General features: G+C 72.0%; 11 protein-coding genes. 3 read left to right on the top strand and 8 right to left on the bottom strand.

The features are described 5' to 3' along the window. Window positions 1–40: 40 nt before the first annotated feature. From G537_RS41905 to G537_RS0104815, 3 genes are all read right to left on the bottom strand, one after another. The gene (locus G537_RS41905) at window positions 41–1492 is read right to left on the bottom strand and encodes a pre-peptidase C-terminal domain-containing protein (RefSeq protein WP_026869134.1); all 1452 of its coding nucleotides are present in this window, start codon (window positions 1490–1492) and stop codon (window positions 41–43) included. A 41-nt stretch (window positions 1493–1533) separates the two neighbouring features. Continuing rightward, window positions 1534–3279: a HAMP domain-containing histidine kinase gene (locus G537_RS0104820; RefSeq protein WP_026869133.1), complete on the bottom strand. Its 1746-nt coding sequence runs from the start codon at window positions 3277–3279 to the stop codon at window positions 1534–1536. A gap of 81 nt (window positions 3280–3360) precedes the next feature. After that, complete coding sequence (locus tag G537_RS0104815) at window positions 3361–4059, bottom strand: response regulator transcription factor (protein ID WP_026869132.1); 699 nt, start codon at window positions 4057–4059, stop codon at window positions 3361–3363. Between the two features lie 144 nt (window positions 4060–4203). Between G537_RS0104815 and G537_RS36495 the strand changes: the two genes are divergently transcribed. Beyond that, complete coding sequence (locus G537_RS36495) at window positions 4204–4929, top strand: HugZ family pyridoxamine 5'-phosphate oxidase (RefSeq protein WP_034850648.1); 726 nt, start codon at window positions 4204–4206, stop codon at window positions 4927–4929. 18 nt (window positions 4930–4947) lie between these two features. Here G537_RS36495 and G537_RS0104805 read toward each other — a convergent pair whose 3' ends face one another. Together G537_RS0104805 and pip are read right to left on the bottom strand one after the other, a co-directional pair. Beyond that, entirely contained in the window at window positions 4948–7653 is a 2706-nt protein-coding gene (locus tag G537_RS0104805) for a calcium-binding protein (RefSeq protein WP_026869131.1), read from the bottom strand. Window positions 7654–7760: 107 nt separating this feature from the next. Next, entirely contained in the window at window positions 7761–8711 is a 951-nt protein-coding gene (pip, locus tag G537_RS0104800) for a prolyl aminopeptidase (RefSeq protein ID WP_026869130.1), read from the bottom strand. A 76-nt stretch (window positions 8712–8787) separates the two neighbouring features. On the opposite strand from pip, the gene G537_RS36490 reads away from it, so the two are divergent. Next, the gene (locus G537_RS36490; protein WP_211230293.1) at window positions 8788–9564 is read left to right on the top strand and encodes a thermonuclease family protein; all 777 of its coding nucleotides are present in this window, start codon (window positions 8788–8790) and stop codon (window positions 9562–9564) included. A 1-nt stretch (window position 9565) separates the two neighbouring features. Beyond that, window positions 9566–10897, top strand: a complete 1332-nt coding sequence (locus G537_RS0104790; protein ID WP_026869129.1) for a M48 family metalloprotease — start codon at window positions 9566–9568, stop codon at window positions 10895–10897. 10 nt (window positions 10898–10907) lie between these two features. On the opposite strand, the gene G537_RS0104785 is transcribed toward G537_RS0104790, so the two are convergent. The 3 genes from G537_RS0104785 to G537_RS0104775 form a co-directional block, all read right to left on the bottom strand. Next, window positions 10908–11795: an RNA polymerase factor sigma-32 gene (locus G537_RS0104785; RefSeq protein ID WP_026869128.1), complete on the bottom strand. Its 888-nt coding sequence runs from the start codon at window positions 11793–11795 to the stop codon at window positions 10908–10910. A gap of 157 nt (window positions 11796–11952) precedes the next feature. Next, entirely contained in the window at window positions 11953–12756 is an 804-nt protein-coding gene (locus G537_RS0104780) for a hypothetical protein (protein ID WP_026869127.1), read from the bottom strand. A gap of 129 nt (window positions 12757–12885) precedes the next feature. Continuing rightward, a complete protein-coding gene (locus G537_RS0104775) occupies window positions 12886–13386 on the bottom strand; it encodes a CarD family transcriptional regulator (protein ID WP_026869126.1) in 501 nt (166 codons plus the stop codon). Window positions 13387–13473 lie beyond the last annotated feature (87 nt).

The raw sequence follows: 13473 nt of genomic DNA, 5'->3' as shown, positions 1-13473 counted from the left end.
TGTCAATCGCAACGGCAAAATCATCGGACAAGAAGACGCGTTATTTCGTCGGCACCGCCTTGGCCTCCAGCGTGTAGGGCGTGTCGCCCTGATAGGAATAGACCCGCAGCAGATAGGTGCCGGGCTCGAGCCGCAGCTTCAGCTCCTCCGGGTCGGTGCCGGAATTGGCGCCGCTGATCAGGCTTTCCTGGTCCGAGGCGCGCAAGAGGTCGATATCGGCATCGCCCTGCTCCATGGTCAGGCGGATGGTGACGTCGGCGCGGGCGACCAGGGTGAAGCGCCAATAGTCGTCGCGGTCGGTGAAGCCGACCCAGTCGCGGACCGTGGCCGGCTCCGGCCCGACGCGCTCGATCGTCCCGGCCGCGTCCGGGGTGTTGCCGGCGCCGTCCGGCGGCGGCGGAGGGGCGTCCGCGCCGGTCACGGTCACCCGGTATTCGGTGGCCTCGCCGTCGGCCGGATAGACGTTCAGGTAGTACGTGCCGGGGTCCAGGGTGGCGGTCAGCGATTCCGCCTCGGCATCGGCGTTGGTGCCGCTCAGCAGGGTGCCGTCATCGCTCTCCAGATTGATGTCGGCGTCGGCCGACATGCCGTCCAGGCCGATGGTGACGGCCTGCCGCTCGCGGATCCGGAAGACGTAGTAGTCGACGGAATCGGCCGGCCCGACCCAGTCGCCGGCCTCCGCGCTGCCGCCGGTGACGTCGCCGAGGTCGTGGGCGTCGGACTGGCTGGACCCCGCCGAATCCGGCGGCGGCGGCTCGCCCGGCGTGCCGGAGACGGAGAGGCGGTACGGCGTGTCCTCGTCATAGCTGGTGACGACGAGATAATAGCTGCCGGGCCCGACCGAGGTCGTCATGCGCTCGTCGTCCGAGCCGCCGGCGGAGGAGGAGCCGAGGCTGTTGCCGTCGCCGTCGCGCAGCTCCAGGTCGGCGTCGCCGGTCATCCCGGTCAGCTCGACCGTGAGGTCGGTCCAGCCGGTGGTGGTGATGCTGTAGACATCGGTCTCGTCGCTGCGCGAGACGCGGCCCTCCGCCGCCAGCGGGGCGGGGCCGACGGCGCCGAGCGGCGTCGCGCCGGCGATGTTGTCGTCGGCGGATTCGTCGGCCGGGGCCAAGCCGGGCGCGCCGGCACCGGGCGCGACGGTGCCGGGCAGGGTGATGCGCATCGGCGCCAGCGTCTGCGCCCACATGTAGCCGACCGGCGTCTTCGGCGTCTGCACCCGCACCCAGCCGCCGACGGCCAGCCGGCCGGTGACGATGACCTGGGCGCCGAAGGGCAGGGTCTCCTGAAGCTCGGCGGTGCCGCTCGGGGCGGCGCGGACCGAGGCGCTGGCCCAGGTGACGAAGGACAGGGCGTCCATCTCCTCCACCACCGCCGGCGGTGCCGGCGGCGCCGGGACGGGCGCCGCCGGTTCCACCTGCTCCTGGGCGAAGGCCGGGCCGGCGGCCAGGGCGAAGACGCTGCCGAGCAACAGCCGGCGCAGGCTCGATGTCATGAAGTTCCCCCTTCGATGCGGATTGTCGTCGATGCCGCCCCTCACTTCGCGGGGATCTTCACCGTGAAGCGGGCGCCGGGGCGCCCCTCCCGGTTCTCGGCGAAGATCTGGCCGCGATGGGCGGTGATGATCTGCTTGGAAATGCTGAGCCCCAGGCCGGAATGGGTGCCGAACTTCTCGCCGGCCGGACGCTCGGTGTAGAAGCGGTCGAAGATCGCCTCCAGCTTGGCCGGCGGGATGCCGGGGCCGTCATCCTCGACCGTCGCGATCACCCAGGCGCCCTCGCGGCGGGCGCGCAGGGTGATGGCCCCGTCGGGCGGCGAGAACGAGATCGCGTTGGTGATCAGGTTGCGGAACACCTGCACCAGCCGGTCCTCGATGCCGGGCACGGTCAGGGTCGAGCCGGGCGGCAGGCTCAGGCTGATCTTGAGGCCGGTGTCCTCCAGCGTGGTCTTGTACAGCTCGGTCAGCATGCCCAGCATGCGGGCGATGTCGACCGTCTCGGTCTCGGCCCGCGACAGCTCGGCGTCCAGGCGCGAGGCGTCGGAGATGTCGGTGATCAGCCGGTCCAGGCGCTGCACGTCCTCGAGGATGATGGTCATCAGCCGGCGCTGCTGTGCCGGGTCGGTGATCCGGGCGGTGGTCTCGACCGCGCTGCGCAGCGAGGTCAGCGGGTTCTTGATCTCGTGCGAGACGTCGGCGGCGAAGCGCTCGATCGCGTCGATCCGGTTCCACAGCGCCGCGGTCATGGCCCGCAGCGCCGAGGCCAGCTCGCCGATCTCGTCGCGCCGGCCGCTCATGTCCGGGATCTCGATCTTGCGGCCGCGGCCCTGCTGCACCCGCTCCGCCGCCCGCGCCAGCCGGCGGATCGGCCGGGTGATGGTGCCGGCGAGGTACAGCGACAGGATGATGGTGACGCCGAGCGCGATGGCGAAGACCTTCAGGATCTCCTCGCGCACGGTCTGCAGGTTGCCCTCGATGTTGACGCCCTCGCGAGTCATCAGCACCGCGCCCAGCACCAGCCGCACGCGCTGCACCGGCACGGCGACGCCGAGCATCAGCTTGCCGTCCTCGCGGGTCCAGATCTGGCGGCCGACCCCGCCGCCCAGCGCGGCGCGGACGCTGGCGTAGTCGTTGGCCTGCTGGTCCTGGCGCTCGACATAGGCCGGCCAGCGCTTGCGCGGCCCGGCGAATTCGGTGCTCCAGTCGTAGATCGCGTCCCAGATGCTGCGCAGCCAGCCCTTGGACTGCGGCGGCAGCAGCGGCCGCACCTCGATGATGCCGCCGGGCTGCCCCAGCATCCGGCTGTCGGCCACCAGCTTGCCGTCGGCGCCGAACAGCCGGGCCCTGGTGTCGTTGGTCTGGTACACCCGGCGCACGATCTGGCGGGCGGTGTCCGGGTCCAGCGACTGCACCGTGTCGACGCCGCCGACCACCGCCGCCTCCGCCAGGTTGGCGGCCAGGATCGTGGCCTCGGCGTCGAGCGAGGACAGCTCGTTCTCGATCAGCCGCTCCTGATAGGACGACAGGTACAGCATGCCGCCGACCAGCATCATCAGCGCCATCATGTTGACGGCCAGGACGCGGGCGGTGAGCTTGGAGAAGAAGCGGCGGCGGATGCGCACGACGGGCGCGTCGACGGTGCGGCCGCCGACGGGGGTCGCGGTGATCGGCTCGGCGGCCGGCTCCGGCACGGCGGCCTGGGCGCCGGCCTGGACCGGGCTGGCCTCGGCCGCTTCGCCGAGGCGCGGCGCAGGGCCGCGGGAGGCTCGCAGCGGGGCCGTCATGGCGTCATGGGGCGGTCAGCCTCCGCGCGGCCGGCACGGGAGGCCGGCTGCGGGCGAGGGCAGGGGCGGCAGCCGGCGCGTTCACGCCTCCTTGTAGCGGTAGCCGACGCCGTACAGCGTCTCGATGTGGCTGAAATCCGCATCGATCGCCTTGAACTTCTTGCGGATCCGCTTGATGTGGCTGTCGATGGTGCGGTCGTCGACATAGATGTGCTCGCCATAGGCCGCATCCATCAGCTGGTCGCGGCTCTTGACGTGGCCGGGGCGCAGAGCCAGGGCCTTGACCAGAAGGAACTCGGTGACGGTCAGGTCGATGGTCTCGCCGCGCCACAGGCAGGCGTGGCGGTTGCCGTCGAGCGTCAGGTCGCCGCGCGTGACCACGGCCGAGGGGTCGGCCGGCGCGGTGTCGGCCGCCAGCTGCTCGCGCCGCAGCAGGGCGCGGATGCGCTCGATCAGGAGGCGTTGCGAGAACGGCTTCTTGATGTAGTCGTCGGCGCCCATGCGCAGGCCGAGCAGCTCGTCGACCTCGTCGTCCTTCGAGGTCAGGAAGATGATCGGCATGTTGGTGGTCTTGCGCAGCCGGCCCAGCAGCTCCATCCCGTCCATGCGCGGCATCTTGATGTCGAGCACGGCGAGGTCGACCGGCTTCTGGGTCAGGCCGCGCAGCGCCTCGTCGCCGTCGGAGAAGGTGCGGACCTCATAGCCTTCGGACTCCAGCGACATCGCGACCGATGTCAGGATGTTGCGATCGTCGTCGACCAGCGCGATGGTCTGGGCCATGGCCCCCTCCACTTTCACCACCCGCCCCCGGCAGGCACAGATTCAACGTTGCCGGCGACGCTGAACGCCCAATATGGCGTATCTGCGGCCAAAATGTCACTCGGACGAGGTAATTTCCAATTAAACCAGCGAGGTAGCGGCGCGATGACGACATCGGAACCCGCCCCGGCCGAACGGGCCCGGATCCTGCTGCGCAGCCTCGACCGCGCCGCCCTGGCGACGCTGGACGCCGAGGGCGCCCCCTACGCCTCGCTCGTGCTGGTCGCGACCGACCCGGCGGGGCAGCCGCTGCTGCTGATCTCGCGGCTGGCGGAGCACACCGGCAATCTCGAGCGCGATTCCCGGGCATCGCTGCTGTTCGACGGCACCGCCGGGGTCGACCAGCCGCTGACCGGGCCGCGCCTGACCGTCTCCGGCCGGGCCGAGCCGGCGGACGACCCGGCGCTGCGCGCCCGCTACCTGGCCCGGCACCCGGACGCGGCAACCTATGCCGGCTTCCCGGATTTCAGCCTGTGGCGGGTGCGGGTCGCGCGCGGCCACATGGTCGCCGGCTTCGGCGCCATCCACCGGCTCGACGCCGCCGATCTGCTGATCGACCCGCCGCCGGCGCTGGCCGCGGCCGAGCCCGGCATCCTCGCCCATATGAACCAGGACCACGCGGACGCGCTCGACCTCTACGCCCAGGCGCTGCTCGGCCGGACCGGCAGCGGCTGGCGGATGACCGGGATCGACGCCGACGGCGCCGATCTGCGCCTCGGCGGCGCCGTCGCCCGGCTGGCCTTCGCGGCGCCGGTGACCGACGCCGACTCGGCGCGGAAGGAGCTGGTGCGCCTGGTCCGCCACGCCCGCGGCGGCGGGCTGGCGGACTGAACGGCCGCGGCCGGCCCGTCAGAGCACGAAGTCGGCCGCCGTCACCGACGGCAGGACCTGTCCGCCGAAATTGATCTGGATCTCGATGTCGGGCCCGTTCTTGCCGTCGAGATCGATGGCGACGATCAGCTGGTCCCAGGAGAGATAGTAGCCGACCTCGCCGCCCTTGCCGCTGAACCCCTCCCGGCCGATGAAGGTGAAGGCCTGGTCGCCGGCGGTCAGCGGGTCGGCATCGATCCGCGACAGGTCGATGCGGTCGCCCTCGGCAGTCTTGAAGCCGGAGATCACGTCGCGCTTGCCGGCGCCCAGCCCGGTATCCGCCGTGCTCTGATAGATGAAGCGGTTCGCGCCGCTTGATCCGCGCATCGTGTCAACCCCCTGGCCGCCGGTCAGCGAGCCGGCGCCGGCGGCCGAGAGCGTGTCGGCGTAGCGGGAACCGATGATGCCCTCGACGCCCGAATAGATATCGCCCTCCGCATCGCCGCCGACGCCGGGGCCCTCATTGACCCCGAGCCTCACCTGCACCGCGGCGCTGCTGGTGGAATAGTCGACGGTGTCGATGCCGGCTTCGCCATACAGCCAATCCCTTCCGGCGCCCCCGGCCAGGACGTCGTCGCCATCGCCCCCGCCGAGGAAGTCGTTGCCGGCGTCGCCGATGATCCGGTCGTTGCCGGCCCCGCCCAGGAGCTCGTCGGCGCCGAGACCGCCGAAGACGATGTCGTTGCCGCCGCCGGCATCCACCTTGTCGTCGCCACCGTCGCCGGCGAGCTGGTCGGCGCTGCCGCCGCCGGTGACGCGATCGTTGCCGTCGCCTCCCGTCACGACATTCGAGCCTTCGCCGACGCCCAGGGTGTCGTTGCCGGCGCCGCCGCTGAGGAGATCGTCGCCGTTGCCGCCGTTGAGGATGTCGTCGCCCGTGCCGCCGTAAAGGCGGTCGGCGAAGGCGCTGCCCGTCAGCTGGACGATCTCGATGTTCACCACCGAGGTGCCGTCGGATGTGGTGGACGTCGCCCCGGGAGTCATGTTGAGGGCGAAGCGGACGGCGCCGCCGGCACTCTCGAAGCTGTGGCTCCAGGTATCGATGCCGGTGCCGCCATCGACCTGGCTCCGGCCGATCCCCCCGGTGGCGATCAGGTCGTTGCCGTCGTCGCCGCGGATGACGTCGTTGCCGCCACCGCCGCCCAGGGTGTCGTCGCCGATGCCCCCCTTCAGGAAGTCATCGCCTCCGTCGCCAAAGACGCTGTCCGCACCTTCGTCGCCGCTGATGACGTCGTTGCCGGCTCCACCCCGGAGGTTGTCGTCGCCGTCGCCGCCCCCGATATCGTCATTGTCGTTCTCGCCATAGACGAAATCCCTGTCGGCGTCGCCACGCAGCACGTCGGTGCCGTCGCCGCCGTACAGCGTGTCCGTGCCGGCTCCGGCCCAGATTCGGTCGATGCCTGCGCCGCCGCGGAGGATATCGATCCCGTCCTCGCCATACAGCCGGTCGTCGCCGAGGCCGCCGTCGAGCTCGTCGTTCCCGGCCCCGCCGAAGAGCCGGTCGTCGCCGCCATGTCCCTTCAGCGAGTCGCTGCCGGCGGCGGCGCCCAGCAGATCGGCGAACTGGCTCCCTTGGATGAAGACGGTCTCGATGTTGCGCAGCGTCAGGCCTGTTGATGCCGTGGTCAGCGCGCCGGCGGCCGGATTCATCTGCAGCACCACCGCCCGGGTGACGACGCTGAAATTGCCGCTCCAGGAATCCTGGCCGTCGCCGCCGTCGATCTGGTCGCGGCCGATGCCGTCGACGTCGCCGCTCTGGATCACGTCGTCGCCGGCGTCGCCATACATCAGGTTGTTGTTGGCGTGGCCGGAGGTGATCCGGTCGCTGCCGCCGCCGCCGTGAAGGTCGTTGTCGCCGGCGCCGCCATTGAGCACGTCGTTGCCCCCGTCCCCCAGGAGGGTGTCGTTGCCGTCGCCGCCGATCAGGTCGTCCGCGCCGTCGCCACCCGAGATCCGGTCGTCACCTGCCTGGCCCTTGAGATCGTCGTTGCCGTCGCCGCCGTCGAGGGTGTCCGCGCCCGCGCCGCCGACCAGATCGTCGGTGTCGACGCCGCCGAGCAGGGAATCGTCGCCGTCGCCGCCATCCAGCTCGTCCTGGCCTCCCCCGCCGATCAGCGTATCCTGCCCTGCCTCTCCGTACAGCTCGTCTCCGCCGGCCCCGCCGGTGAGCCGGTCATTGCCGTCGCCGCCGCCGATCGTGATGAACCCGTAGGTGTCGGTCACGACGTCGTCGCCCCGGCCGCCCCAGATATCGAAGCCCTCGACATTGCGGATCGTGGTGCCGTCGGAGGCGGTGGTGGTCGCCCCGGGCGTCCGATCGATCGTCAGCAGCAGGTTGGCCGTCAGGCTGCCGAAGTCGAGGGTCAGGAAATCGTAGCCGTCGCCGCCGTCGATGACGGCGGTGCCGAGGCCCGGCGTCGCCGACCAGCGGATCAGGTCGTCGCCCGCCCCGCCCTCCAGCCGGTCGGCGCCGGTGCCGCCGTTCAGGGTGTCGTTGTTGGTCCCGCCCAGCAGCGTGTCGGCGCCATCGCCGCCGGTGAGCGTGTCGCGGCCGGCCCCGCCGTCCAGCAGGTCGCTGCCCGCGAGACCGTCGAGCCTGTCGTCGCCGTCGAGACCGTAGATCTGGTCGTTGCCCGACGTGCCGGCCAGCACATCGGCGCCCTGGGTGCCGTTGACGATCGCCACAGCCCGCCTCCCCGCGGAAAAAGAACAATGCAAATCAGATAAATTCGAAATATCCGACGAGGAACGATGTCCTGATTCTGCGGTGCGCGCAATAGGGGGCAGAGGGGTCAGGCGACGGTCTTCAGCCGCTCCATGGTGTCGACCAGGGCGGTGCGGATGCCGGGCTCCATCGCCGAATGGCCGGCGTCCGGCACCACCACATAGGTCGCCTCCGGCCAGGCGCGGTGCAGCTCGTCCGCCGTCCTGATCGGGCAGACCGTGTCGTAGCGGCCCTGCACGATGGTGGCCGGGATGTGCCGGATCCGGTCGACCTCGCGCAGCAGCCGGTCGGGCGGGGTGAACAGGTTGTTCAGGAAATAATGCGCCTCGATCCGGGCCAGGCCCAGCGCATGCGCGTCCTCGCCTGCCGAGGCGACGATCTCCGGATTCGGCAGCAGGGTGGAGCAGGAGCCCTCATAGATGCTCCAGGCCCGGGCCGCGGGCAGGTGCACCGCCGGGTCCGGGTCAGTCAGCCGGCGGTGATAGGCGCGGGTCGGGTCGCCGCGCTCGGCCGGCGGCAGGAACTCGACGAAGCTGCGATGCGCCTCGGGGAAGAAGGTGCCCATGCCGTGGAAGAACCAGTCGATCTCCTCGGGCCGCATCAGGAAGATGCCGCGCAGGGTCAGCGACCGGCAGCGCTGCGGATGCGCCTGGGCATAGGCCAGGGCGAGGGTCGAACCCCAGGAGCCGCCGAAGACGTGCCAGCGGTCGATGCCCAGCATGCGGCGCAGCTGCTCCATGTCCTCGACCAGATGCTCGGTGGTGTTCTGCCGGGTCTCGCCCAGCGGCCGGGACCGGCCGGCGCCGCGCTGGTCGAAGATGATGATGCGGTAGAAGCCGGGGTCGAAGAAGCGGCGATGGGTGGGCGAGGCGCCGGCGCCCGGGCCGCCGTGCAGGAACACCACCGGCACGCCGTCCGGCCGGCCGCACTGTTCCCAGTAGATGCTGTGCAGGTCGTCGACCGGCAGCATGCCGGTGGCGAAGGGTTCGATGGTCGGGAAGATCAGGTCGCGCGGCATGGGTCTCGCTGTCGGCTCGGGCTCGGCCTTCCACTCTACGGACTCGGCGGCGCGTTGCCAAAAGCCGATCGAGGCGATGCCGGGCGCTTTGCCCTATGCTGCGCCGATGCGCCGCGCTCTGCTTCCCCTCCTGCTGCTCTGCGCCGCCGGTGCCCGGGCCGAGCCGCCGGCCCCGCCGGAGGACGGCCCGCCGGTCGCGGTCTCAGCCGTGCTCGACGGCCGCACCGTCGCCCTGGCCGACGGCACGGTGCTGCGGCTCGCCGCCCTCGACATCCCCGCCGGCCGCTGGCGGGACATCGCCCGCTCGGTGCTGGCCGGGCTGCTGCAGGACCGGCCGGTCCGGCCGCTACGGCTGGCGCCGCCGGACCGCTACGGCCGGGTGCCGGCCGAGCTGCAGTGGGAGGACGGGCTCTCGCCCGAGGCGGAGCTGCTGCGCCGCGGCTTGGCGCGGGTCGATGCCGGCGGCGCCGATCCCGCGGCGGCGCTGGCCCCGCTGCTGGCGGCGGAGGCCGAGGCCCGGGCCGCCGGCCGCGGCCTGTGGGGCGATCCCGCCTTCGCGGTGCGCCTGGCGGATGTGCTCGGCCGCGGCGATCTCGACCGCTTCCAGATCGTCGAAGGGCGGGTGCTGGGGGCGGCGCTGGTGCGCGGCCGGGCCTATCTCAACTTCGGCGCCGATCCGCGGCAGGATTTCACCGTGACGGCGGAGCCGGAGGTGGTCCGCCGGCTGGCCGAAGCCGGGCAGGATCTGACGGCGCTGCAGGGGCGTCGGGTGCGGGTGCGCGGCTGGCTCGACTGGTCCGGCGGGCCGCGTATGGTGCTCGGCCGGATGGAGCAGATCGAGAGGCTGGACTGAGATGAACCGTCGCGACCTGCTGCTGGGCCTGACCGCCCTGCCGCTGCTGCCGCGCATGGCCCGCGCCGCCCCCGACGAGGCGCAGGCGATCCGGGCGGCCTTCGGCGGCCCCTACGACGCGCCGGCGCTGCGCGGCCATGTCGCCCGCATCGCCCAGCGGGTGGCGGATGCCGAGACCGGCGGCCGCCTGCGGGTGGCGGTCGAGCTGCTCGATTCCGACCAGGTCAACGCCGCGGCGCTGCCGGACGGCCGCCTGCTGGTCAATCGCGGCCTCCTGGCCCTGGCGCGCAGCGAGGCCGAGGTGGCCTCGGTGCTGGCGCATGAGATCGGCCATGTCGTCGCCGGCCATGCCCGGCAGCGCGCGGCGCGGCCGCCGGTCGACCCGGCGGTCGCCGGGCTGGCGGAGGTCCGGGCCGAGGCCGAGTTCGACCGGGCGCAGGAGCAGGAGGCCGACCGGATCGGCATCGACGCCCTGGCCCGGGCCGGCTTCGACCCCGCGGCGGCGCCCGCCTTCCTGGCCCGGCTCGGCGCCGCCCAGCGCCTGGCCGCGTCCCTGTCGGGCCGGCCGGAGATGGCGACGGCGGCGATCAGCGGCGGCGACCATCCGGAGACGGCGGAGCGGCTGGCGGCGGCCCGTGCCCGGGCCGCGGCGCTGCCGCCCGGCGAGGCGGGGGAGGAGGCCTGGCTCGCCGCCGTCGACCGCCTGCCCTGGGGCGAGGGGCGGGGCCAGACCCCCATCCGCGGCCAGGCCGTGATCGACCCCGCGGCCCGCTTCCGCTGGGACGCGCCGGTCGGCGTCGCCCTGCTGCGCCAGCGCCAGCGGGTGATGGGGATCGGGCCGGATGATTCGGTGATCCTGTTCGACCGGCTGTCGCAGCCGCGGGCGCTGCCGGCGCGGCTGTTCCTGGAGCGGGTCTGGAGCCGCAGGGCCGGGGGCGTGCAGGGTGTCGGCGAGGGCGATCTCGGCGGCTTCCACGCCGCCTGGGGCGTCGCCGGGATCGCGATCGGGGCCGATCGGTGGGAAGCGCTGCTGGTCGCGATCGAGACCACGCCGGAACGGCGCGAGCGCTTCACCGTCCTGACCCGGGCCGGCAGCCCGGCAACCCCGCTGGTCCGCGGCGCGGTCGAAAGCTTCCGCCGGATCGGCGCCGCCGAGGCCGCCGCGGTGCGGCCCCGCCGCCTCGCCGTCGCCGCGGTTCAGCCGGGCGACACCATGCCGGCGTTGGTGGCGCGCATGCGGGTCGAGGCGGCGGAGGCGCAGTTCCGGCTGCTGAACGACATCGCCGGAGAGGCGCTGACGCCTGGGACCAAGGTGAAGCTGATCGTGGAATGAGGACGGAGCCTCACTCCTCCAGGAACAGCTCCCGAGGTTCGGCCACGCGGCGGGAGATCGAGGCGCGCAGCTTGGTCAGCGCCCGGTGCTCCAGCTGGCGCACCCGCTCCTTGCTGACGCCCAGCTGGCGGCCCAGCTCCTCCAGCGTCGCGCCGCTGTCGCGCAGGCGGCGCTGGCGGATGATGGTCTGCTCGCGCGGGCTCAGCGCGCCGATCGCCTCGGCCAGCCAGCGCGAGCGGGTGACGTTGTCGCGCAGGCCGATCACCACCTCCTCGGGCGAGGGGCGGCTGTCGGCCAGAAGGCCCTGCCAGTCGTCCTCGCCGTCCTCCGAGATCGGGGCGTTCAGCGACTGGTCGGAGGCGGCCAGGCGCATCTCCATCGCCTCGACATCGGCGATGTCGACCCTGAGCTCGCTGGCGATCCAGGCGCGGCCGGCCTGGGTCATGCCGGACTGGCCGTCGGCGCTCTCGATCTTGGCGCGCAGCCGCCGCAGGTTGAAGAACAGTGATTTCTGCGCCGCGGTGGTGCCGGTGCGCACGATCGACCAGTTGCGCAGCACGTAATCCTGCATCGCCGAGCGGATCCACCAGGCGGCATAGGTCGAGAAGCGCACCTCGCGGTCGTGCTCGAACCGCGCGGCGGCCTGCATCAGCCCGACATTGCCCTCCTGCACCAGGTCGCCGATCGGCAGGCCGTAGTTGCGGAAGCGCGAGGCGGTGGCGATGACCAGCCGGGTATAGGCCCGCACCAGGGCGTGCAGCGCCGGCTCGTCATGGTCTTCGCGCCAGCGTCGGGCGAGCTCGAACTCGGCTTCGCGCGACAGCAGCGGTTCGTTCATCGAGGCCTTGATGAACTTCAGGTTGGCGCGCTGGGTCTCCGGATCGTCGAGATGCGGCATGGATGCCCCCTCTTCGGCCGAACGGCGCCGCGGATCCATCCCGCGACCTCGATAGACGAACACCCTCCCCTGTGGCGGCGTTCCCTTGCCGGGTCGGGGTTCGTCCCTAGTGATGAATTCGCCGGAACGGGTTGATCCGTTACAGGGAAAAGGGCGGTCAGGCCTCGACGATCTCGACCAGCGTCCCGTCGGGGTCGAACAGGCCGGCGGCGAGGCGGCCGCCGCGGCCGCAGCCGGAATCGAGCGTCACCGCCGGCCCGTCGAGCCGCAGCCCGCCGCCGGCCGGGTCGTAGCCGCGGATCAGCCGGCGGAAGCCGGCATAGGGCTCCTGCAGCGCGGCGAAGGCGGGGGCGGACCACCAGAAGGCGTCGCCCTGGGCGGCGAGCGGCCGGCTCGGGTCGAGCCCGGCGCTGACGAACAGGATGCCGTCATCCTCGGTGTAGGCGGCCCGGCGCAGCGCGGCGTAGAGCGCGTTGTGGCCGGGGGCGGCGCGGATCGCCTCGCGCAGCCCGTTGGTCCAGCGGGTCAGCCGGACGGCGCCCTCGCGCGCCGCGGCCAGGCCCTCCTCGGGCCGGCCGCCATAGGCGCGCAGCGTGCCGTCGACCCCCTGCGCCAGCATCCAGCGCAGCACGTCCTGCGGGTTCGGCGCGAATTGCAGCTGCAGCATCTTCTGCCACATCTCCTCCTGCGCTCCGCGCAGGAAGACGACGTCCTCGGCCAGCACGCCGGGGCGGGCGATCAGGGCCCGCCGCATCGACAGCACCTCGTCGACCAGGGCATGCAGCCGGTCGGACCGGCCGATCAGGTTGCCGAGATAGAGCAGCCGGTCGCCGGGCTGGAACCGGGCCGCGACATGGTCGTGCAGCACGGCCAGGCGGTCGACCTCGCCATGCACGGCGCCGACGGCCCAGATCCGCTTCGGGCGGCCGAGCCGGGCGAACTTTTCGGAATCGCGGGTCACGCGCGAACGGGGAGAGAGGAGCTGGTCATCTGCCGCCGCAGTTTAGCGGCTCGCCCCGGTGAAACCAGCCCTAATCATCGCCATGAAAAAGGCGGCCCGAAGGCCGCCTGTTTTCGTGGGAAGAAGGTCTCAGGCCGCCTTCTTCAGCACCTGCTCCAGCTTCTGGGTCGCCTTGACCTCGTCGATCTTCTCGACCGCGGCCAGCTCCCGCGCCAGGCGCTCCAGCGCCGCCTGGTAGATCTGGCGCTCGCTGTAGGACTGCTCCGGCTGGTCGGTGGCGCGGTGAAGGTCGCGCACCACCTCGGCGATCGACACCGGGTCGCCGGAATTGATCTTGGCCTCGTATTCCTGGGCCCGGCGGCTCCACATGGTGCGGCGCACGCGGCTGCGCCCGGTCAGGGTCTCCAGCGCGGTCTTGATCCGGTCCTTCGACGACAGCTTGCGCAGGCCCGACTTCTTGGCCTTGGCGACAGGAACCTTGAGCGTCATCCGCTCCTTTTCGAAGCTGATCGCGTAGAGCTGCACGGTCATGCCGCTGATGCTGTGCGTTTCGAGCGCCTCGATGCGGCCGACGCCGTGCGCCGGATACACGACGTAGTCGCCAACGTCGTACTCAAGTTCCTGAGCCATGTCTGCCAATGGAGTCACCCTCTGTGGTCGGACCCAGCGGCGATGGCCGCCAAATGGCCGCCGCCCCGCAATTCGCCGCGCCGTGAC

This window comes from Inquilinus limosus DSM 16000, assembly GCF_000423185.1.
Lineage (GTDB): Bacteria > Pseudomonadota > Alphaproteobacteria > DSM-16000 > Inquilinaceae > Inquilinus > Inquilinus limosus.
This window is presented reverse-complemented; position numbering and strand designations above follow the sequence as displayed.

What these genes read in the sequence shown, in the direction of transcription:
- G537_RS41905 (WP_026869134.1), bottom strand. Translation starts at nt 1,492, where the DNA reads ATGACATCGAGCCTGCGCCGGCTGTTGCTCGGCAGCGTCTTCGCCCTG.
- G537_RS0104820 (WP_026869133.1), bottom strand. Translation starts at nt 3,279, where the DNA reads ATGACGGCCCCGCTGCGAGCCTCCCGCGGCCCTGCGCCGCGCCTCGGC.
- G537_RS0104815 (WP_026869132.1), bottom strand. Translation starts at nt 4,059, where the DNA reads ATGGCCCAGACCATCGCGCTGGTCGACGACGATCGCAACATCCTGACA.
- G537_RS36495 (WP_034850648.1), top strand. Translation starts at nt 4,204, where the DNA reads ATGACGACATCGGAACCCGCCCCGGCCGAACGGGCCCGGATCCTGCTG.
- pip (WP_026869130.1), bottom strand. Translation starts at nt 8,711, where the DNA reads ATGCCGCGCGACCTGATCTTCCCGACCATCGAACCCTTCGCCACCGGC.
- G537_RS36490 (WP_211230293.1), top strand. Translation starts at nt 8,788, where the DNA reads ATGCCGGGCGCTTTGCCCTATGCTGCGCCGATGCGCCGCGCTCTGCTT.
- G537_RS0104790 (WP_026869129.1), top strand. Translation starts at nt 9,566, where the DNA reads ATGAACCGTCGCGACCTGCTGCTGGGCCTGACCGCCCTGCCGCTGCTG.
- G537_RS0104785 (WP_026869128.1), bottom strand. Translation starts at nt 11,795, where the DNA reads ATGCCGCATCTCGACGATCCGGAGACCCAGCGCGCCAACCTGAAGTTC.
- G537_RS0104775 (WP_026869126.1), bottom strand. Translation starts at nt 13,386, where the DNA reads ATGGCTCAGGAACTTGAGTACGACGTTGGCGACTACGTCGTGTATCCG.